General features: G+C 70.4%; 14 protein-coding genes and 2 CRISPR repeat arrays (1 of these 16 only partly in view). Of the genes, 3 read left to right on the top strand and 11 right to left on the bottom strand.

Annotated elements, in window-relative coordinates; genetic code table 11:
* Positions 1 to 4956: a CRISPR direct-repeat array (repeat unit 36 nt; unit sequence CTCTCCGCCGCTGAAAGGCGGCGGCCCCATTGAAGC); it begins 441 nt to the left of the window's first position.
* A 182-nt stretch (positions 4957 to 5138) separates the two neighbouring features.
* Positions 5139 to 5539: a CRISPR direct-repeat array (repeat unit 36 nt; unit sequence CTCTCCGCCGCTGAAAGGCGGCGGCCCCATTGAAGC).
* A gap of 695 nt (positions 5540 to 6234) precedes the next feature.
* The 7 genes from WMF22_RS33255 to WMF22_RS33285 form a co-directional block, all read right to left on the bottom strand.
* Positions 6235 to 6681: a type II toxin-antitoxin system RelE family toxin gene (locus tag WMF22_RS33255; protein WP_438032391.1), complete on the bottom strand. Its 447-nt coding sequence runs from the start codon at positions 6679 to 6681 to the stop codon at positions 6235 to 6237.
* Positions 6678 to 6953: a hypothetical protein gene (locus WMF22_RS33260; RefSeq protein WP_438032392.1), complete on the bottom strand. Its 276-nt coding sequence runs from the start codon at positions 6951 to 6953 to the stop codon at positions 6678 to 6680. The genes WMF22_RS33255 and WMF22_RS33260 overlap by 4 nt, the downstream gene beginning before the upstream one ends.
* An 81-nt stretch (positions 6954 to 7034) precedes the next feature.
* Positions 7035 to 7220 carry a hypothetical protein gene (locus tag WMF22_RS33265; RefSeq protein WP_438032393.1) on the bottom strand — a complete coding sequence of 62 codons (186 nt, stop codon included), beginning with the start codon at positions 7218 to 7220 and terminating at the stop codon, positions 7035 to 7037.
* 213 nt (positions 7221 to 7433) lie between these two features.
* Positions 7434 to 8192 (bottom strand): SAM-dependent methyltransferase, encoded by a 759-nt coding sequence (locus WMF22_RS33270; RefSeq protein ID WP_438032394.1) that lies wholly within the window; start codon positions 8190 to 8192, stop codon positions 7434 to 7436.
* A gap of 30 nt (positions 8193 to 8222) precedes the next feature.
* Positions 8223 to 9095, bottom strand: a complete 873-nt coding sequence (locus tag WMF22_RS33275; protein ID WP_438032395.1) for an STAS domain-containing protein — start codon at positions 9093 to 9095, stop codon at positions 8223 to 8225.
* 435 nt (positions 9096 to 9530) lie between these two features.
* Entirely contained in the window at positions 9531 to 10118 is a 588-nt protein-coding gene (locus WMF22_RS33280; protein ID WP_437293974.1) for a thioredoxin family protein, read from the bottom strand.
* A gap of 108 nt (positions 10119 to 10226) precedes the next feature.
* Positions 10227 to 11477 carry a glycosyl hydrolase family 18 protein gene (locus WMF22_RS33285; protein WP_438032396.1) on the bottom strand — a complete coding sequence of 417 codons (1251 nt, stop codon included), beginning with the start codon at positions 11475 to 11477 and terminating at the stop codon, positions 10227 to 10229.
* Positions 11478 to 11667: 190 nt separating this feature from the next.
* Between WMF22_RS33285 and WMF22_RS33290 the strand changes: the two genes are divergently transcribed.
* Positions 11668 to 13524: a HEAT repeat domain-containing protein gene (locus tag WMF22_RS33290; protein ID WP_438032397.1), complete on the top strand. Its 1857-nt coding sequence runs from the start codon at positions 11668 to 11670 to the stop codon at positions 13522 to 13524.
* 591 nt (positions 13525 to 14115) lie between these two features.
* On the opposite strand, the gene WMF22_RS33295 is transcribed toward WMF22_RS33290, so the two are convergent.
* Complete coding sequence (locus WMF22_RS33295) at positions 14116 to 15033, bottom strand: TIGR01777 family oxidoreductase (protein WP_438032398.1); 918 nt, start codon at positions 15031 to 15033, stop codon at positions 14116 to 14118.
* 128 nt (positions 15034 to 15161) lie between these two features.
* On the opposite strand from WMF22_RS33295, the gene WMF22_RS33300 reads away from it, so the two are divergent.
* The gene (locus tag WMF22_RS33300) at positions 15162 to 16256 is read left to right on the top strand and encodes a hypothetical protein (protein WP_437293978.1); all 1095 of its coding nucleotides are present in this window, start codon (positions 15162 to 15164) and stop codon (positions 16254 to 16256) included.
* Positions 16257 to 16349: 93 nt separating this feature from the next.
* On the opposite strand, the gene WMF22_RS33305 is transcribed toward WMF22_RS33300, so the two are convergent.
* On the bottom strand, positions 16350 to 17123 hold the full coding sequence (locus WMF22_RS33305) for an acyl-CoA desaturase (protein ID WP_437293979.1): 774 nt from the start codon (positions 17121 to 17123) through the stop codon (positions 16350 to 16352).
* A gap of 170 nt (positions 17124 to 17293) precedes the next feature.
* Between WMF22_RS33305 and WMF22_RS33310 the strand changes: the two genes are divergently transcribed.
* Positions 17294 to 18070, top strand: a complete 777-nt coding sequence (locus WMF22_RS33310) for an NTP transferase domain-containing protein (RefSeq protein ID WP_437293980.1) — start codon at positions 17294 to 17296, stop codon at positions 18068 to 18070.
* A 15-nt stretch (positions 18071 to 18085) separates the two neighbouring features.
* On the opposite strand, the gene WMF22_RS33315 is transcribed toward WMF22_RS33310, so the two are convergent.
* On the bottom strand, positions 18086 to 19075 hold the full coding sequence (locus tag WMF22_RS33315) for a D-cysteine desulfhydrase family protein (RefSeq protein ID WP_438032399.1): 990 nt from the start codon (positions 19073 to 19075) through the stop codon (positions 18086 to 18088).
* Positions 19076 to 19217: 142 nt separating this feature from the next.
* Complete coding sequence (locus tag WMF22_RS33320; RefSeq protein ID WP_438032400.1) at positions 19218 to 20999, bottom strand: hypothetical protein; 1782 nt, start codon at positions 20997 to 20999, stop codon at positions 19218 to 19220.
* Positions 21000 to 21233 lie beyond the last annotated feature (234 nt).

Genomic DNA, 21233 nt, shown 5'->3' on the forward strand with positions numbered 1-21233 from the left:
TCCGCCGCTGAAAGGCGGCGGCCCCATTGAAGCGGGGACGCTTTCGGTCTCGGCCAGGCGCTGCGCGGTGGACTCTCCGCCGCTGAAAGGCGGCGGCCCCATTGAAGCTCAGCCGGAGCCGCCGCGCACAGGACGCCCAACTTGCTCTCCGCCGCTGAAAGGCGGCGGCCCCATTGAAGCGGGCGGCAATCCGGGCAGCTTCGCTAAGATCCCCACGTCGCTCTCCGCCGCTGAAAGGCGGCGGCCCCATTGAAGCTTGACCACCGCCCTCTTGGCGGGCTTGGCCGCCCTCCTCTCCGCCGCTGAAAGGCGGCGGCCCCATTGAAGCATCATGTTGTTGGCGAAGTCGTCGGCGATGCTGACGCTCTCCGCCGCTGAAAGGCGGCGGCCCCATTGAAGCTCCAGCAGGATCGTGAGCCACGCGAGGCGCCGATCCTCTCTCCGCCGCTGAAAGGCGGCGGCCCCATTGAAGCTCGGGGCGTTCGGCGCCATCATGGCGAACCGAGACCACCTCTCCGCCGCTGAAAGGCGGCGGCCCCATTGAAGCCTCTGGGGCGAGACGGTGCAGCGCATCGACGCGACCTCTCCGCCGCTGAAAGGCGGCGGCCCCATTGAAGCCACACCTTCGCGATGAAGGTGAAAAGCGCGTGCATCCTCTCCGCCGCTGAAAGGCGGCGGCCCCATTGAAGCGAAGGTGTACCGGTTCCACCCCAAGTTAGAAGCTGACCCTCTCCGCCGCTGAAAGGCGGCGGCCCCATTGAAGCAGACCCAACCTCGGCCGGGTCGCACTCTCCGATCGCGAGCACCTCTCCGCCGCTGAAAGGCGGCGGCCCCATTGAAGCAGCGGCTCGGTGACGCTCGTCGATGGGCAGACCTTCCCCTCTCCGCCGCTGAAAGGCGGCGGCCCCATTGAAGCAGATCACCCCTTGAAAGCGTTTACAACGCGTCCAGGGACTCTCCGCCGCTGAAAGGCGGCGGCCCCATTGAGGCCGGGGATGGTGAGCGGCGTTGACCTCGAGCCCGCGCTCTCCGCCGCTGAAAGGCGGCGGCCCCATTGAAGCCCGAGCAGCGCGCCGAGCGGACCGCCGGCAGCCGTCACTCTCCGCCGCTGAAAGGCGGCGGCCCCATTGAAGCACGGTGCGCGCGAACGCGTCGAGCGTGGTGCTGTCCGTCCTCTCCGCCGCTGAAAGGCGGCGGCCCCATTGAAGCAACGGCGGCCGTGGTCGTCCCTTCCTCAAGATGCAGACTCTCCGCCGCTGAAAGGCGGCGGCCCCATTGAAGCACGTAGAGCTTCAGAAGGCGGCTCGCGGCCTCCGTCCTCCTCTCCGCCGCTGAAAGGCGGCGGCCCCATTGAAGCTACGACAGCCACCATGAGAAGCGCGAGCTCTGGGCCTCTCCGCCGCTGAAAGGCGGCGGCCCCATTGAAGCCGAGGCCTCGAAGATCATGTCGTCGATGCCCGAGGCCTCTCCGCCGCTGAAAGGCGGCGGCCCCATTGAAGCCCCGCGGCGGTACCAGAGGGATACAACGGCCGGCGGCAGCTCTCCGCCGCTGAAAGGCGGCGGCCCCATTGAAGCCTGGCGAGATAGCCGCCGCAGAACATCGCCACGAGCAGCTCTCCGCCGCTGAAAGGCGGCGGCCCCATTGAAGCAATCTGTGGGGCCCCGGGCTTCCGGTCGCCTTGACGAGGCTCTCCGCCGCTGAAAGGCGGCGGCCCCATTGAAGCACCGCGGTCGTAGTTGCGCGAAAGCGGGGAGCGTGCTCTCCGCCGCTGAAAGGCGGCGGCCCCATTGAAGCGACGAGATGCCCGACCGGATGGTGCGTGGGCAGATCGCTCTCCGCCGCTGAAAGGCGGCGGCCCCATTGAAGCGGCACCGGCCACCACCACTCACCGGCGTCCTTCGCGTCTCTCCGCCGCTGAAAGGCGGCGGCCCCATTGAAGCACCGTCCGCCCCGTCGCTTTGTCCTTGAGCATCGTCCTCTCCGCCGCTGAAAGGCGGCGGCCCCATTGAAGCATCCGGAGCGCCGGCACATTCGCGAGCCACGCGCTGCCTCTCCGCCGCTGAAAGGCGGCGGCCCCATTGAAGCACGCCCTGTACGCAGAACGCGCCCTTGGGGCCCAGCTCTCCGCCGCTGAAAGGCGGCGGCCCCATTGAAGCGCCATCCCGCGAGAACACCGCGAAGAGCAGCCCGAACGCTCTCCGCCGCTGAAAGGCGGCGGCCCCATTGAAGCGGCAACCTGCGCGTGATGGTGGTGCAAGGCGCCGCTGTCTCTCCGCCGCTGAAAGGCGGCGGCCCCATTGAAGCTTGCGGATCGCGCAACTACTCACGTCGAGCCCGCGACTCTCCGCCGCTGAAAGGCGGCGGCCCCATTGAAGCCGACGTCGGCCCATCGGAGCGTGACAGGCGCATAGAGGCCTCTCCGCCGCTGAAAGGCGGCGGCCCCATTGAAGCGGCGTCCAGCAGGCGGTAGACGCGGCCCACGGCCGCCCCTCTCCGCCGCTGAAAGGCGGCGGCCCCATTGAAGCAGCTCGTCTCGGGCGGCCGGCTGGAGCGTCGTCCGGCTCTCCGCCGCTGAAAGGCGACGGCCCCATTGAAGCCCCATGCTCCCACCTTGGCAGAGTCGCGGTGGACAGTCTCTCCGCCGCTGAAAGGCGGCGGCCCATTGAAGCCGTCATGCCGCCGCGGGCGTCGTAGCGGAGCTCGGCGGCCTCTCCGCCGCTGAAAGGCGGCGGCCCCATTGAAGCCGCAAGCGCGCTCGCGACAAGAGAGTTCCTCGCGTCGCTCTCCGCCGCTGAAAGGCGGCGGCCCCATTGAAGCACCGCTAGGTCCACGCTGCTCAGCGACGCGCGCGCCGCTTCCTCTCCGCCGCTGAAAGGCGGCGGCCCCATTGAAGCACCGCCGCGTAGCCGATGGTGGAGGTTTCGTTGCCCCTCTCCGCCGCTGAAAGGCGGCGGCCCCATTGAAGCCGTTCCGTCTCGGGCGCTGTGTCGGCCTCGATCTCCTCTCCGCCGCTGAAAGGCGGCGGCCCCATTGAAGCAGCTCCTCGTCCTCACCGGCTTGGCGGGCCATGCAGCCTCTCCGCCGCTGAAAGGCGGCGGCCCCATTGAAGCATCTTGGCTGGACATGCTCAGCCGTGTGACGTGTGGAAGGCTCTCCGCCGCTGAAAGGCGGCGGCCCCATTGAAGCTAGCCCGCCTCGGCGACGGTCATGGTGCAGTCCCAGACTCTCCGCCGCTGAAAGGCGGCGGCCCCATTGAAGCTTACCGATGTCGAGGGGCTCCAGTTTCGACATGCGCCCCTCTCCGCCGCTGAAAGGCGGCGGCCCCATTGAAGCCCCGCGGTGCTCGCCGCGGCCCTTGATGATGTGCCTCTCTCCGCCGCTGAAAGGCGGCGGCCCCATTGAAGCCTCGTCATCTCGGATGGAGATGAGAATCACACCTTGTTCCCTCTCCGCCGCTGAAAGGCGGCGGCCCCATTGAAGCCCTGGTGGTCGAGGGCAAAGGGCACATCAAGCCGGGCCGCTCTCCGCCGCTGAAAGGCGGCGGCCCCATTGAAGCACCCACCGCCGCGATGCGGTATCGAACCGGATGAGTCCCCTCTCCGCCGCTGAAAGGCGGCGGCCCCATTGAAGCCGTCGCCGGAGCCTCCCCGGCCAACCGCTGCGCCAGCTGCTCTCCGCCGCTGAAAGGCGGCGGCCCCATTGAAGCGACCGGGGACTATACCCACCTACGGCTCCCCATGCGCTCTCCGCCGCTGAAAGGCGGCGGCCCCATTGAAGCCTGGTCTTTCTTTCGATGGCGCCACGATAGGAGCGGTGCTCTCCGCCGCTGAAAGGCGGCGGCCCCATTGAAGCGGCCTGACGCTCGAACAGATCAACGCCTACTTGGATCTCTCCGCCGCTGAAAGGCGGCGGCCCCATTGAAGCGACGTCATGCGCGGAGATGCGACGGGGCCGGATGCATCGGACTCTCCGCCGCTGAAAGGCGGCGGCCCCATTGAAGCGGCCAGTCGAGGCACACGGTCACGCTGGCCGGGTACTCTCCGCCGCTGAAAGGCGGCGGCCCCATTGAAGCGTCTTCGTCGAGCGGGAGGCGCACGGCAAGATCCTGGAGCTCTCCGCCGCTGAAAGGCGGCGGCCCCATTGAAGCGACTTCACGGCGATCGTCGTGTCCTCGTACGACGCCTTCTCTCCGCCGCTGAAAGGCGGCGGCCCCATTGAAGCATGAAGTGCGTCTCCAGCACGAACTGCTGGTGGCGACTCTCCGCCGCTGAAAGGCGGCGGCCCCATTGAAGCGGCCGCAACCAGCAATACGTGAGCCCGGCGTATCCGGCTCTCCGCCGCTGAAAGGCGGCGGCCCCATTGAAGCCTGGCCAGGATGCCGAAGCCGCCGGAATTCGCGGCCGCCTCTCTCCGCCGCTGAAAGGCGGCGGCCCCATTGAAGCTGGCGAAGACGCGAGCCGATTGCATCAACAGCAGGAGCTCTCCGCCGCTGAAAGGCGGCGGCCCCATTGAAGCTTCAGGGCGAGGAGCTTGAGGATGCGCTCGTCGAGCCTCTCCGCCGCTGAAAGGCGGCGGCCCCATTGAAGCTGATACCTTCATCGAAATCGAGAGCCATTCTCCACTCCTTCTCTCCGCCGCTGAAAGGCGGCGGCCCCATTGAAGCGTGGCGTACCGGCCGACGCCCACCGACGAGATGGTGCTCTCTCCGCCGCTGAAAGGCGGCGGCCCCATTGAAGCCCGGCGGGCGTGCATCGACCTTGACAGATGGCCGCAACTCTCCGCCGCTGAAAGGCGGCGGCCCCATTGAAGCGCTGGCGCGCTGTCCCAGGCACGCGGCGCAGGAGTCGCTCTTCGCCGCTGAAAGGCGGCGGCCCCATTGAAGCGCGCTCACGCCGTGCCCGCGCGCCGCGCTGGCGGGCTCTCCGCCGCTGAAAGGCGGCGGCCCCATTGAAGCCTGGACCCTGCGCGCCCGCTCAACGTGGCGCTAGAAAACCGATCACGTTGATCGAGCGAGAAGTGAACCGCCAAGGCGCCATAAGACGCCAAGATTTTTGTGATTTTCTTGGCGTCCTTGGCGCCTTGGCGGTTCGAATTCTGCTCTTTTCTGGCGGTTTCAACCCGTTTGTCGTTCTAGACACTCTCCGCCGCTGAAAGGCGGCGGCCCCATTGAAGCGCGGGCCTAGTGCCGTCCTTCAGCCACGTGCGGAAGGCTCTCTCCGCCGCTGAAAGGCGGCGGCCCCATTGAAGCTGTGTCAAAAGAAAAGACACTGCATGTAACGCCTCTGCTCTCCGCCGCTGAAAGGCGGCGGCCCCATTGAAGCCACAGGCTGACCCCCTCGCTGGCCCCAAGGATGACCCTCTCCGCCGCTGAAAGGCGGCGGCCCCATTGAAGCCTGTACCGCCGCATCAACACGGGCTCCGCCTTCGGCCTCTCCGCCGCTGAAAGGCGGCGGCCCCATTGAAGCATCGGTGCGAACGCGACGGCCGCCGCCGCGCGAACGGCTCTCCGCCGCTGAAAGGCGGCGGCCCCATTGAAGCCGGTCATCGTACTCCCACGACGGCGCGGTCAGCTCCCGATGAGCGACCCGTCGAGTAGAGCGGCGTCGTGCGTGATCAGCGTGGCGCCGTGCACGAGGGCGATGCTGGCGATCGCGAGATCGAAGTCGGACTTCGCGCGCTGTCGGTGAGCATCGCGTCCCGCGTCCGATCGGTGAAGAGCGCGGCACCGTGATCGCCAGCGTTCAGCAGACAGCGCGCACTGCTCCGCGTACGCTGGCTCGCATGGGGCACAGGGATCGCGCGGTCGGGAAGGGGTGCGCGGTCATCGCCATGCTCGTGACGGCCACCGTGGGGTCGTGCACCGCTTCGCTACTCTTGCGCCCCGGCGCTCGTCCAAAGCCGCGCCCCGACGTGCAGCCGCAGGCGGCGCAGGTCATCGCGACGGCGACGGCGACGACCAGCGCGAAGCCTGGCAACGGTCGGATCGGCATCGGCCCCGCTCCAGAGGAGGCGTCGCCAGAGCGGTCCGACCCGCGCTGGCAGCACTATCGGGCGATCGGCCCCGCGGCTCGTGAGAAGGCGCTGCGAAACGCCTGCCCGGGCGGACGGTGCAACCCCGAGCTGAAGCGCCTGATCATCGCAGCAGCGGACACCCCGATCGAGGCGGCGTCGCTGCGGAACGTGATCACGGCGATGGAGTACACCGCGTCCGAGCCGGCGAGGGAACGACAGCGTCAGGCCGCCAGCGCCCGCGAGCGAGCAGCGCCAGCCGAGAGCGAGGTCGGTCGGGTCTGCTGCTGCGACGGAACGGTTTCGCCGAGCTGCACGACCGTCCACCGCGGCTGCTGCTCGCGACATGGCGGTGTCTGCGCCTGCCAGTAGCCGCGCGGCCGATCGGTATCGCTACGATCCGCGCCCGGCGCGCTCGGCGCACGGCCCCTACACCCGGTACACCCACCAGACCGCAGCACTCGCTCTCGGGCGTCACGCGTCAGCCGCACGCGGTACGACCCGACGCGCAGGCGCAGCGTCACGGCGTCGTCCTCCGGCAGCCGGTAGAAGTCGCCCTCGCCCGTCTTGGCGAAGCGCTCGACGGCCTCATCGATCCGGGCGGCGTCGGTCCACGGGAGGCGCTCCAGCGCGGCGCGTCCGGGCGGGGTCCAGTCGACGAGCCACGTCATCGAGGACGAGAGGCCGTGCGCCCGCGGGCCCGCATGATCTCCTCGTACTCCGCCAAGGCGCCCTCGGCTTCCGCTCGCCGCCGGATCTCGGCCATCACCTCCTCGTGCGGGATGAAGGGCCCCGCCGCGCCGGCCGCGACCGCCTCGCGCTCCTCGTCCGAGATCTGCTCGTCGTAGACCACGGGTGCGAGGCGGAACGCCCGCAGGACCGGGTCCTCCTCGTCGAGGTCGGGAGCCATGGCGGGCGCAGCGCTGTCTCGTCGGGGGCTCATGCCTGGAGTCTACTACCGGCCCCTCGACGGATCGACGGTGCAGGATGTGGAAAATATAGACCGCGACGGCAATGCACGGCGTCAGCAGAGCCGCTCCCGCTCCCAGCGTTCCTGCTCGGCGATGGACGTGTCCGCAGCGCGGACGCCCTCGACGAAGAGCTCGGCGACCTCGTGGTCGTCCAGGTCCAGGCCGAGCCGGAGCAGCACCGCACGGTCGCGCGGCGGGACCGTGCAGAGGATCTCCGCGGCGGAGCGGCAGCGAGGCACCGGCGCGAGCCTGCCACGGACGTCATCCGACAGCCCCGCCCAAGGATGCTGGCGTTCCCCTGCGGGCATCCCAGAGCGGACAGGCCGCGTCGTCGCCGAAGTCGACCCGCTCGGCCATCCGCCCGTCGCAGTTCTGCCCCATGGCAGTGCGCAGCTCCGTGTAGTTCGGCGCTCTTACCGAAATGGATGGGGAGATGGGGCGCGGCCTCTCGTTCAGTGATGCGCGATCAAACCCCGCATCTCGAACGGGTTCACCTGGTACTCCTCCTCGGTGATGAAATCGTCGATGCCGAGCCACTCCGCCAGAGGCCGGCATTCATCCGCCTTCCATGGGGCCACGAGCGCCGCGATCTCCTCGGGCGTGCGCGGGTAGACCTTGACCCCGGCGAGGGAGCCGGCGCTGCTCAGCTGGCCCGCCGCCGCGGCGCCGCGCGACATGATGAAGCTGAGCGCCAGCACGCTGCCAGGGGCACAGAACGCGTGCAGCTTCCGCAGGATGTCACGCGAGCTCTCATCGTCCATCATGTAGAGGATGCCGATGCCGCCAACCGCGATGCGGCGCTCTGCGCCGAAGAACTGCGCCGCCGCCGCGAGCAACGGCGATGGGTCTCGCACGTCGGCCTGGATGTAGCGCATGTTCGGCTTGTCAGCCAGGATCTGCTCGCCGTAGATCACGCTCACCGGGTCGACGTCCGAAAACAGGATGCGCGCATCAGGCAGGTAATCGTTGAGATGGCCCTGCGTCGGTAGCCCCGAGGCGAGATCGAGCACGTTCGTGATACCCGCCTCGGACCATCGCTGCCCCACGAGCTGGATGAACCAGCGGTTGAGCTTCGCGACCTTCGGATAGGTGGGTACGAGCTTCATGATCGCCGCGGCGGCGGCGCGATCCACCTCGTAGTTGTGGTGTCCTCCGAGAACGTAGTCGTACACCCGACCGACGTGCGGCTTGGTCGTGTCAATTTCCATCATTTCCTCCCTGGAGTGAGTTCACTGCGCTCATCAACGGCCGCGATACGAGCCAGCAGCTCCTCGCTGCGGACGCGGACCGCCACGCACCTCGAGCCCTTCCCGCCGCAGCGCATAGAGGATACCGCTCTGCAGATTGGCCAGCACCACGATGCCCGCGAGGTGGGCGTCCTGATCGCTCAGCACGCGGGCCGCCTCGGGGCGGATGCCGACCAGCACCGGGTGGGTGCCGAGGAGGTCGAGCGCGCGCGCGGTGCGCACGAGCGCGTCGACGGCCTCCGCGTCCATCGCCGGCACGCCGGTCACATCGATGATCGCGGTGCGCGCTTGCCGGTCCACCACCTCTCGCAACAGGCACTCGGTGATCCTCCCCGCTCGCTCGGTATCGAGCTTTCCAATGAGCGGCAGCACCAAGATATGATCGTACACGGGCATGATCGGCGTCGAGAGCTCGATGATCACCCGGCGCAGCTCGCGCTCGCGGTTATGGATGGCGCGCTCGAGCGCGAGCTGCATCTCGTCGCGCTGGACGCCGACCTCGCGCTTCTCTTGCTCTGCCACCGCGTCCACGAGCAGCGTCAGGTAGTCGTTCACCAGCGCCGCCGCCTCCAGCGCTTCGGGCGTACTTCCGGGCAGGCGCGCCAGCACCTCGCGCACGAGGAAGCGGCTCAGTCCAAGGAGGGCTCGCAGCCCGAGCCCCTGCTGCCCGAGCTTCTGCCCGAGCGACATGACGGGCGCCGCGTCGACGGTGGAGGAGAAATGGAACAGCTCGTCGAGGATCTGCTGCGCGACCTGCGGCAATCGAAATGGCGGGAGACCGCTGCGGTTGTGTAGGGCGTTGTCCTTGAGCACCTTCGCCGCGCTCTTCGCCAGCGCCTGGCGCTCCGGGCCGATCCAGCTCTGCATAGGAGGTCCCCTTCCTTGGCCTTGACCGTGTTGTGTCGCATGGGCGCTCACGAAGTGGGAGAGTAGGCCGCCTTCGGATCGCGCTCGTCGTTCCGAGATCCAGACTGGAGTGGACCTCGGCCTCATGCCTCAACCCACTCACCATGCAGGCGAATGTATGGCTTCGCGAGGAACGCGCCCCCGAGACGAGGTCTCACTCCCCGTACTGTGAACCTACAGGATCAGTGTCCTGACTGTCCATGTTCCATGACGACAGCAGCGCGCAGCTGCGGCGCGACCACCGCACGAGGGGTGGCCCGCGCCTCGGCGCTCCTGGGCCTGCCGCCGACCGGCTCCAGCACGTCCATGTCGCCTGAACCCGCACCCGGCACCACGTTGCCGGCGTGAAGCGTGCGCTTCCGCCGGGTCCGGTCAGGCGCGTACTTCCAGGGATCGTTACGGAGTTCTGCCGTAATACCCCGGCTCATTGCCGGGCTTCCACTTGATGTTGCAACCGATGCTCGGGCGCTGCTCCGAGGGGACGGGCGCCGAGGAGAGCACCGCGTCGATGGCGGCGCGGAGATCGCGGCCCGTCACGGGGACGTCGTTGCCAGGACGGCTGTCGTCGAGCTGACCGCGGTAGACCAGCCGGCGATCGGGGCCGAAGAGGTAGAAATCCGGCGTGCAGGCGGCCCGGTACGCCCTGGCGACCTGCTGGGCCTCGTCGAGGAGATAAGGGAACGTGTAGCCGACCTCGCGCGCCTCTCTGGCCATCGCCTCGGCGTTGTCCGCTGGATACGCGACGATATCGTTCGAGTTGATGGCCACGATGGCCACGTCGTCAGCGCCATAATCGCGCCTCAGCCGGGCGAGCTCGTGGCGGATGTGCTTGACGAACGGACAATGATTGCAGATGAACATCACGAGGAGCGCCCGCTGCGCTTTGAAATCCGACAGCGCGACCTGCTTTCCTGTGAAGTCGGGCAGCCTGAAGTCGGGCGCCGGGGTGCCCAGCTCAAGCATCGTGGACGGGGTGCGTGCCATGACAGGATTCTCCTCTCGCTGTGACGGCGCGCACCCTACCACGCCGCGGCCCCCGCCGCTGACCACCTCCCCCGCCTTCGCGGCCGAGGCGGCCCGAGGGCGCGGCGATCACCTCGGGAAGTGACGCTCGATCATCGAGAAGAACGCCGCCCCGCCCGGCTCGCCGCCGATGCTCCAGTACGTCACCCCGCCGAGCCCACCCTGCTCGGCGACGGCGACCTTCTCCTCGAGCGACGCGAGGTCCTCGAAGAAGAGGCGCTCGCCGCTCGCGAGGAGCCGGTTCGGCGATCTCCCCGCCGCGAGCCGCCCGCCCTCGTCGTCCGGGCACCGGCTCATGTGCTCGGTGCTCGTCTCGTAGCCGTCGCCCGCGAGCTCCAGGCACTTGCTGAGCGGCTCACACCCCACCACGGCGCCCCCGCTCCCCGGCGCCTCCGGCCCGAGAAGACCGTAGTTCGGCAGCCCGAAGATGAACTTCTCGCGGCGCGCGCCGCCGTCGAGCGACCCGATGTACGAGACGGTCTCCTGCAGCCAGCCGAGCGGCGCGACCGGGCCCACGTGCGCTCCGCCGTGCCAGTGGTAGTCGTAGCCCATCACGTGCACGTGATCCGCCGACGCGCTCAGCGCCTCGTAGTCGAATACGCCGTTCGCGGACGCGACCGCCGGCACCGCGAGCGAGAGCTCCTTTCCACGCGCGTGGAGGGCGCGCGCGAGCTCGTCGATGAACGCCGAGAAGGCCGCCCGCTCGGCCCGGACGGTCTCGCCCGGCCCGAGGACGGACGAGAGGTGCTCGTAATCGATGTCGATCCCGTCATAACCGTTCTCCACCACGAGCGCGACGACGCCCTCCACGTGCCTCGCCCGGAGCGCAGGATCGTGGAGCATGGCGTGCACCGCGACGACGTCGGGCCGGTCGATGGCGGCGATGAGGGGGATGAGCCGGGTCCGCGCGCCGCCGGCCGTCGTGCGGTCGAGGACGCGCGGGTCGTGAAAACCGGCGAACGGCGCCTCCCGGCCGCGCGGGTGGTTCTCGAAGCGGGTCGGCGAGGCGACGCGCCACCACTTCGGGTGCACGGCGTCGAACGCCCCCGCGTGGGCCGCGAAGGTGTCGTATCCGAGCTCCGTCGACTCGGGATCTCCGAGGAACTCGTGCAGCCACCCGCAGAAGCGGTGATCGCCCGGCGCCTCCTCGCCCGGCGCGCGCGTCGCCTGGCTCGCGCGCTGCGCACCGGGCGCGGTCGACGCCGAGAGCTCGGCGCTCCCCACCTCGTCGAGCAGCAGCGCGCGCTCGGCCGCGCCACCGCAAGAGATGGAGAACGCGGCGGAGAAGGCGAGCATCAGAGTCTGGTGAAACAGCTTCATATCGGCCGCGCTCTAGCAGCCCGCCGCCGCGCCGACAGCCCGGTTCTCACGCTTCCGCGGGCCGCCTCACGCAGCGCCCGCGATGCGCCGTTTGACGGCTGCTCCATCCCCGCGCCCTGAGGAACCCCCTCATTTTGCAGCCGCCCGCCGCTCCCTCGGCCAGGGCCGGTGTACTACGCTCGCCCCCGGCATGACCCAAGGCGTCCGCCCCCTGCACGAGCTCCGCGACGAGGCCCGCTCCGCGCTGGCCAGGAGCGATCTCACGCGCGCGCGCGACGCGCTCTTCAGCGCCCTCCAGCACACCATCGCCCGCGAGGAGGAGTACGTCGCCATGACCGACGAGCTCCGCGACGTGCTGGTCCGGCTGGGCGACGCGCGGAGCGCGCTCACCGTCTCCTGGTACGGCGGCAACGAGCAGAGCCAGCGCCCGCTCATCGCCAAGGTCCCGCCCATCGACCGCGCGCGCACCGTGCTCGCCTGGGCCGAGCGCGAGCAGGACCCCGAGCGGCAGAAGCGGCTCTACGGCCGCGCCGCCGACGAGTACGAGGCCGCCGGCCTCGTCGCGCAGGCCGCCATCGCCCGCGAGCGCGGCCAGGACTTCGCCCGCGCCCGCGCCCTCTGGTCGCGCCTCGCCCAGCTGCTCTCCTCGTCGGGCAGCGACCTCTACGCCGCCGGCCTCGCCCGCTTCAACCTCGCCCGCACCTCGCTGCGCACGGGCGACGCCGCGGCGGCGCGCGAGGCCGTCTTCGCCTCCGTCCACCTGCTCGAGGAGGCCGCCGACAGGTACGAGACCATCGGCCAGCGCGAGCGCGCCTTCGACTGCTACCAGGTCCTCATCGCCGTCGGGCGCGAGAGCCGCGCCTTCGAGCACGTCCTCGAGGGCTACGTGAACGTCATCCGCATCCTGCGCGAGGACCACCTGCGCTACTACGCGCTCCAGTCCTACGAGGAGGCCGTCGCCGCGGCCGAGAAGCAAGGCGAGATCTCCGCCGCCGCCACGCTCGCCCGCGAGATGGCCGCGTACGCCCGGAAAGAGGGGCTCGCCGCCGTCGCCAACTTCGCCGTGCTCGCGCAGGCCCGCCTCTGGCAAGAGGTGTCCGCCGTCTCGCAGAAGCGCGCCGCCCCGCCCGAGATCGCCGAGAACGCGCTGCTCGCCGCCGTGATCGCGCTCGGCGAGGCAGGGCAGTACAGCAAGGTGGGCGGCGTCTACCGCGCGCTCACGCAGCTGCCGCTCGAGGAGACCCGGAAGAAGCACTACGCCCGCGCCGGCCGCCGCTACGTGAACGCGCAGGACCTGCCGATCGACGCCGCGCCGCTGCCGGCGCACCTCCGCCACGAGCTCGGCTTCCCCGACGTCTGGCACATCGACCTCGTCGAGTGGGAGCAAGCCGGCAGCGCCGCCCAGGCGTGCGGCGACATCGTGCTCGACCCGGCGCAGTGGTCCGAGGTCACCCGCCGCCGCGCCATGCTCGCCCGGCTCACCGCGCTCGCCGTCGAGGGCGCGACGCCCGAGGCCGCCCCCGCGCAGCAGCTCATCAGCCTCGCGGAGCAGCTCGCGACGGTCGAGCTCTACACGATCCTCTCGCCCCTCGAGCGCCTGTTCCGCCGCGCCGAGCCGAAGATCCGGGTGGCCGTCGTCCGCGCGCTGTCCCACTTCCTCTACAAGCGCACGTTCATCACCATCCGCGACGCGCTCGTGGATCCCGATCCCACCGTCGTCCACGAGGCCGCCCGGGCGCTGGAAGAGCTGCGCTTCGCCCACGCCTTCGATCCGCTCGCCCGCATCTACCGCGAGTCGCAGGCCCCCGCCGTGCGCGCCAGCGCCGTGCGGGCGATCGCGAAGATCGACACCCTCGAGGCCGGCGAGATGCTCCTCGGCATCCTCCAGCACGAGGGCGCCGAGGAGCGCGCCGTGGCCGTCGAGGCGCTCAAGCGCGTGCGCGGCATGAAGTTCGTGGAGCTCGCCCGCGGCTCGCTCTCCGAGCTGACAGGCTCCGCGCAGGCGGTTGTGCGAGAGATCCTCCAGAGCCGTGGCCTCAGCCCCTGAGCGCGCCTGCACGACCACGCGCCCGCCCGCCGCGCCGGGGCTCCACGACGAACCACAACGGAGCTGCTCGGGGGTGATCCGCTGTCCGGGCAGCGAGCGCAGACTGCGCCTGGCTCCTCCCCTCTCTCACGCGCCAGAAACCGCGCCTCGGACGAGCCTCACGCGAGGAGGACGAGCAACCCCGCGATTGTGCGCTGCGGCAAAGGGATTCCCCTAACGAGTTTGGTTGTCGCGGCGCTTCTGGAGGGTGCACGTCGACATCCAGTCGGGATACCCTGCACGCGCCAATCCAACTCATCCCGAGAGATTCTCGGAGCGCGATGACGTAAGCATGGAAGCGGACGGAGCGCTTGGGGGAGCGCTGGGAAACCGCCGTCCGGGCTCCCGATGGTGCGCTGCTCGACAGAGGTCGACTTCTCAGCGCGCCACCGGCGGCTCTTGTCTCGTGTAGGCAGCAGCTGGGCGCCGTGGCGCGGCGCCCAGCTGCCCGCCTCCAGCGCGCGCCGCTCCGGCGGCGGCGCGGCGGCGCGGCGACTGAAGCGCGGCCGCGCCCCGGCGCAGGGCAGCCAGCGCTCGGCCGCGCGCGGGCGCTCAGCCGCGGAGGATCGACTCGAGCGCGGGCACGATGCGGGCGTAGCGGAACGTGTATCCGAGCTCTTCCGCCCGCCTGGGATAGACGCGCTGCCCGGTGGTGACGATCTCGGCGGCGTCGCCCATGCCCAGCTTCACCACGGCCTCGGGCACGCGGAGCCACGACGGCCGGTGGAGCACCGCGCCGATCGCCTGCGCGACCTCGTCGCCGGTCTGCGCGTACGGCGCGGTCATGTTGAAGGGGCCGCGCACCGCGTCGTTGTCCAGGGCGAGCAGGGTCATCCCCACGACGTCGTCGCGGTGGATCCACGAGATGACCTGCTTGCCGTCGCCGACGGGCCCGCCCAGAAAGAACCGGAAGGGGGCGATCATCTTGTCGAGCGCGCCGCCGCCCTCGCCGATCACGACGCCGATGCGCAGCTGCACCGAGCGGACGCCGTGCTGCTCCTCGACGGCGCGGGCCGCCTCTTCCCAGCGGACGACGACGTCGGCGAGGAAGCCCTCGCCGGGCGCCGCGTCCTCGTCGAGCACCTTGTCGCCCGGCTGCGGGCCGTAGTAGCCCACGGCGGACGCGCAGAGGAACGCGCTGGGCTTGCGCCTGGCCTTGCCGATCGCCTCGCCCATGAGGCGGGTCGTGTCGACGCGGCTCCTCAGGATCTCGCGCCGCGCCTCCTCGGTCCATCGCTTGACGATGGTCTCGCCCGCGAGGTGGACGACCGCGTCCACCCCGTCGACCTCCTCGAACCACGGCCCCGGGGCGTCCGAGCTCCACGACACGACGCGCGCCCCGGGCAGCGCCGCCTGCGTCCGCGCCACGTCGCGCGTCAGCACCGTCACCCGATCACCCCGCGCGAGCAGATCCTTCACGAGACCGCGCCCGATAAACCCGCTGCCGCCAGTGACAAGAACCGTCTTCACGCGATCTATCTATCACGGCTCGGACGGAGGCGGGGCTCCCCTTCGAGCGCCGCCCGGGGAGCGCTCGGACGGCCTGCAGCTGTCCAGTCGTGACGCCGAGCGCTGGAGACGGTAAGACGCGGGACGTGATGGATGACCTAGAGACCTTCAAGAAGCTTCCTCTCGGCGGCCTCGATCGCCGCGCGCTCGTGGGCTCGCTGGCCGAGCACGGCGCGCGCGTGGCGACCGAGCAGCTCGCGGCGCACCGCGCCCGTATCCGCCCGGCGGGCGCGCGCATCGCCCCGGACACGGCGGTGCTGATCCTGGGCGGCTCGAACGGCATGACCCGGGCGCTCGCCCTGCAGCTGCTCTTCGGGGAGCGCGCCGCGGTCTTCGCCGTGCACTTCGACAGCGAGAAGATGCAGATCGGCCCGCACCACGTGAAGGCGATCTCGGACGCGGCGGCGGCCGAGGGGCTCACCGCGCGCTTCTGGAACAACGACGCCACGAGGCCGCAGGTGATCGACGAGGTCGTCGCCGCGCTGAAGGAGCGGTATCGGGCGGTGCACCTCGTGAACGGCATCGCGGCCGGCGCGATGAAGCGGTACGCGGAGCACGGGCCGACCAAGGTGAAGGACCTCGACGTCGCGTTCGATCCGGTGCTCCAGATCCCTGATTTCTCGCGCCCGGAGAACATCCGCAAGCTCGGCCTCGTCGAGGTGGACGTCGCGAACGAGGCGGACATCGAGCGGACCAACAAGTTCATGGGCACGTCGTCGCTCCTGTGGGTCGAGCCGCTCGCCGCGGCGGGGCTCATCGCGAAGGGCGAGAGCGTGGTGTCCTTCTGCGACTACGACTACCCGAGCGACGATCCCGTCTACGCGATGGGCCCGCTCGCCGGCGCGAAGATCCTCCAGCGCAAGACGATGGCGGAGATCCGGGAGCGCTTCGGGGCGAAGACGGCGCGCATCTGCTATCCGGCCCTGGCCACGACGGCGCTCGGGGCGATCCCCGGCGGGCTGCTGATGTACGGGCTCAGCACGCAGATCTTGAAGGAGCGCGGGCAGTTCAAGGACGTCATCGATCTCGCGGGCGAGACGATGGAGATCTGGCGTCCGAGCTGGGACGGGAGCGATCTGCGGGTGGACGCGGCCTACCAGGCGTGTCTGCCGGAGTTCAACAAGCGCAAGGAGCAGATCGGTCCGAAGGACGTCCCCGGCGCGTTCCGGCAGCTGTTCGCGTGAGCCCTCGCGCGCGGGGCCTCGGCTCCGCGCGCCGCGCTTCCGCGCTTCACCGCCGGCCGCGCTGCGCGCGCGGCCGGCGGACCGCTCTACCCTTCAGCCTTCAGCCCGCGCGACCTCGGGCTCGAGCCGGGCGACCTGCACCTTGTCGGACATCCGGATGATCCCGACCCAGGCAAGCACGCGGATGACCTGATACGCCGGGTCGATCTCGTACCACCGCACCGCGAAGTTCGGGCTCATCGCGTACTTGTGGTGGTTGTTCTGGAAGAGCTCGCCGAGCGTCACGAGATCGAGGGCCAGCGTGTTGCGGGAGTCGTCGTCGCTGTTGAAGTTGCGGTAGCCGTAGCGGTGGCCGCACCAGTTCACGATCGCCCCGTGCAGCGGGCCCATGGTCCAGTGGAGCGGGAGGAACAGGAACTGCCACCAGTGCGAGGCGAAGGCCACGTAGAAGAGCACGTAGCCGGTGCCCCACGCGAGCCGGCCGATCCACGCGTTGCCGATGCGATCGAGCGTGGGCCACTCGGGGTAGCCGCCGAGGAAGCGCGGCTCCACGTCGGCCGTGCGGTCGTAGATCGCGTCGTAGCGGTGCGCTGTGTCCAGCATCATCCGGACGACATTCGAGTAGTACCGCGGCGAGTGCGGATCCTTCGGCGTGTCGCTGTACGCGTGGTGCATGCGGTGCAAGATCGCGTAAACCCAGGGCACGAGGTACGACGAGCCCTGCGTGAGGTACGTGAGGAAGTGGAAAATCCGCTCCCATGGCTTCGACATCGTGAACATCCGATGCGAGGCGTACCGGTGCAGGAAGAAGGTCTGGAAAAAGACCGAGAGCGTAGAGTGGGCGATGAGAACGATCGCGATCTCCATGTTCGCTTCCTAACCCGGGGCCGCGCGGCAGGGGGTCAGCTCACGGTCACGATTCCGTAACGGGCCCCGGGTCCGCGCGGCCTCTGGGCGCCTCTATCTTCGCGAGATTCCGCGGGAATCCCCGTGATTGTCCGTGATAAACCGAGTCCGTTCATGGTAACAGCGGTGTCGTGAAGGCCGTGATCATCGGTGCGGGCCGGGGCAGCCGGCTGCGTCACCTGACCGAAGAGCTGCCGAAGACGCTGGTCCCGATCCTCGGGCGCCCGATGCTGGACGGCATCCTCGAGGCGCTCGCCGCGGGCGGCTTCCGGCGGTCGGATATCGTGTTCGTCTGCGGCTACAAGGCCGACGTCATCCGGGCCGCCTACCCGGATCTGACGTACGTCGAGAACCGCGACTGGGAGCAGAACAACATCCTTCTCTCGCTCCTCTGCGCGCGCGAGCACCTCGAGGGCGGCTTCGTCTCGACGTACGCCGACATCGTCTACCGGCCCGAGATCGTGGCGGGGCTGGTCCGCTCTCCGCACGACATCGCGCTCGCCTGCGACACGGACTGGCGGCGCCGCTACGTGGGCCGCTCGCAGCACCCCGAGACCGACGCCGAGAAGCTCCGCGCCGGCGGCGCCGGGGGGGATCGCGTCCTCCAGATCTCGCGCCGCATCCCTCCGGAGGCCGCGACCGGCGAGTTCATCGGGGTGATGAAGCTCTCGGCGCGGGGCGCCGGGCAGTTCCTGGCCGCCTTCGACGCCGCGCGCGACGCCTTCTCGGAGCGGCCGGAGTTCCGCGAGGGCCGCTCGTTCCAGCGGGCCTACCTCATCGATCTGCTAGAGCACATGATCGAGTCCGGCGCCGACCTCCGCAAGCTCGACACCCACGGCGGCTACATGGAGATCGACACCCTGGAAGACGCGTCGATGGCCGACGCGTGGTGGCGCGGCGCGCCCTGAAGGTTCTGATCCGTTCTAGAGGACGTCGGCGAAGGTCGCCCCCTGGGCGAGGAGCCCGGGGAGACCGCCTGTGTGCAGGAACAGCACCCGCTTGCCCGAGAGCTCGCCTCGCTCGGCCAGGTCCCAGAGCCCGGAGAACGCCTTGCCCGTGTACACGGGGTCGAGGACGAGGCCCGACAGCCGCGCCACCTGGAGGATCCGCGCGCGCTGCTCCGGCGTGGACACCCCGTAGGCGGGGCCCTTCGCCGCGTCGTCGATCACGAGGTGGGCGGGCGAGCCGAGGCGCGGCTCGAGCGCGCGCGCGTCGTCCATGATCCCGACGACGATCCGCGCGAAGGTCGCCCTGTCCTCGCAGACCGCCATCGCGCGCACCTCGCCGGCGACCTCGTAGCGGGCCGCGCCGAGCGCCGTGCCCGCCGCCGTCCCGCCGGAGCCGCACGCGTGCACGATGACGTCGAACGGCTTGCCCCCCGCGAGGCCGAGATCGAGCTGCTTCCGGATCTCCTCCATCGCGCGCACGTAGCCGAGCGCGCCGAGGCCGTTCGAGCCGCCCTCGGGGATCACGTACGGCCGGCCGCCCGCCGCGCGGATCTCGGCGGCCGCCTCGGCCATCAGGGCGCCGCGTTCCCTGTACGCATCGGGCGAGATCAGCCGGATCTCCGCGCCGGCGAGCCGGTCGAGCAGCACGTTGCCCTCGAGCGGCGCGGCCGCCGTCGGATCGCTCGTGCGCAGGAACAGCACCGAGCGCAGGCCGAGCGAGGCGCTCACCAGCGCTGTCGCGCGCGCGTGGTTCGACTGGAGGCCGCCGCAGGTGATCACGCGATCGGCGCCCTCCTCCCGCGCGGCGGCGAGCAGGTACTCGAGCTTGCGGATCTTGTTGCCGGCCTCCGCGCCCGCCGTCATGTCGTCGCGCTTCACGTAGAGGTCGACGCCGAGCGCCTCGGCGAGCCGCTGCGGGCGCTGGATCGGTGTCGGAAGGTGGCTCAGCGCGAGTCGTTTGCGCATCGTTTCTCCCTCTGTCTGCCAGGGGCGCCCGCTGCTGCGCGCGGGCGGGCGGCCCTCCCAACCGCCCTCTAGCACCCTGGGCGGCCCTCGTCTGCTGTGTCGCGCGCGAGCTCGACCGAGGGCCCGGCGCGCCCTGGCCGGCTCAGTGGATCACGCCCAGCTTGAGCGTGAGCAGGTACTGATCGGGGAGCTCGGCGCCCGCGGCGTCGTCGAAGGCGCCGCCCGGGAACAGGACCCCGGCCTCGGTGCCGAACTGGAGGGTGACGAGCCTGCCCATCGCGATGCGCGCGTCGACGCCGAGGTCCAGCTCGACGCCGAGATCGCGGCGGCGGCTGTCGCCGCCGTCGTAGTTGGCCAGGCTGCCGCCCGCCCGCGGGGCGCCGTAAGGATCGACGAGATCCGAGGTCGCCTCGGCGATGACCGCGCCCGCCTTGAGGTCGAGCCAGCGCGCCGGCCGCACGAGGATGCGCGGGTTCACGTAGGCGGCGCCGGGCACGCCTCCCTTGGACGGCAGCGACCTGATGCCTGGCTCGGGGGACGCGGCGAAGAGCTCCCGCTCCGCGATCGTGGCCGCGCGCGCGGTCTTCCAGGCGAGCACCTCGTCGAACAGGAGGAGCCCGACGTTGTGGCTCGGGTCGAAGGTGAAGCGCCGCGAGACGCCGTCCGTCGGGTCGTCGTCGCCCGAGGCGTAGCCGGCCTCGATCTCGGTGACGACGCGCCCCCACCGCCCGCCTGGCCGCCCTCCGCGGCCCGCGACGTGCACCGCGCCGAGCGTCGCCGCGCCGCCGACCGAGCGCACCACCACGGGCGAGCGCCCGAACCCGTGGCCGGAAGGCGGCGGGGGCCCGCTCGGGGCGAACGACGCCGCGCCGAGGATCACCGCGGCCTCGAGCTCGCCGTAGACGTGGGCGCCGCCCCCCGGCACGGGCGCGTTGAATTTGCCTGCCACGTCGAGGATGCCGGCCGTGAGCACCTCGTTGAACCGGGCCGAGCTCGTCTTCGCGCGGCGCTCGCGCGCCTGCCGCCGCATGGCGCCGTAGATCCCGATCTCGCCGTACCGCTCTCGCCAGAGCGCGGACACGACCGCCTGGACGGCGCGATCGCCCTCGCCTTCGTCCTGCCCCTCGACGTCGTTTCCGAGCAGGTCGGCCGCGTTGTCCTCGAACACGAGGTCGGCCGCGACGGTCACGTGGAGCGGCCCCCCCTTCCCCATCGGCGTGGCCGCGAAGAGGACGCGTTCCATGAGCGATCCGCGCTCGTAATCGCCGAAGACGCTCGCGCGCTCGCCGTCGTTGACGACGAGCCCCATCCCCCAGTGCGCGCTCTGCTGGCCCACCCGGACGACGCCGAGCGCCCACGGCAGCTCCAGGTAGAGGGTGCGCGGGTGCATCTCGTACCACGCGAGGGCGGCGCGCGCGTCGCGCACCTGCTCGACGTCACGCGTGGTGTCCCCGGCGATGAGCCCCCGGACGACGTCGATCTGCGCCACGATCGAGGCCTTGTCCTTGAAGTGGAAGCGCGGCGAGAGGCGCAGCCAGTGGGCGATGTACTGGCTCTGCCCGAGCGTCGCCGCGCCCGGCGCCGACAGGGGCGGCGCCCGGAGCGGCAGATCGCTCATGGCGCGGTAGCGGAGCTGGTACTCGCCCTGCAGCGAGAACGTCGACCGGGTGGGATCCGGCGGGGGCGGCGGCTTGCGGCCGGTGTCGAGCACGAGCCGCTCCTCGAAGTCGTCGATGGCCGGAGCGGCCGGCCCGGCCGGAGCGGCTGGCGGAGAGCCTTGTCCGGAGCTCGCCCCCTCGGCGGGCTGAGCGGCGCTCGGCGAGCCTTGGTCGGAGCTCGCTCCTTCGACGGGCTGAGCGGCGCTCGGCGAGGCGAGCGCGACAGCAAACGCAAGGGGGGCGAGGGGGACGAAGGCGAAGCGCATCGGAAGCAAGCAGCCGCTCACCAGCGCCCGGCCGGGAACGCGCGCCCGAAGGATAGGCGGATCGATCCCCGCGGGGCACTGGATTCTTCCGCCAACGGCGAGCAGCTGGCTTTTCGCGGGGCATCCGCCGCTCTAGCGTGCGCCTTCGTGACCCTTTCCACGCCGAGCGACGCCGCTGGTTCTCCTTCTTCGCCGCCTTCGTCACCTCCGTCGGATCCGTCACGTCCGTCACGT

This window comes from Sorangium sp. So ce204, from assembly GCF_051526795.1.
Classification (GTDB): Bacteria; Myxococcota_A; Polyangia; order Polyangiales; family Polyangiaceae; genus Sorangium; species Sorangium cellulosum_B.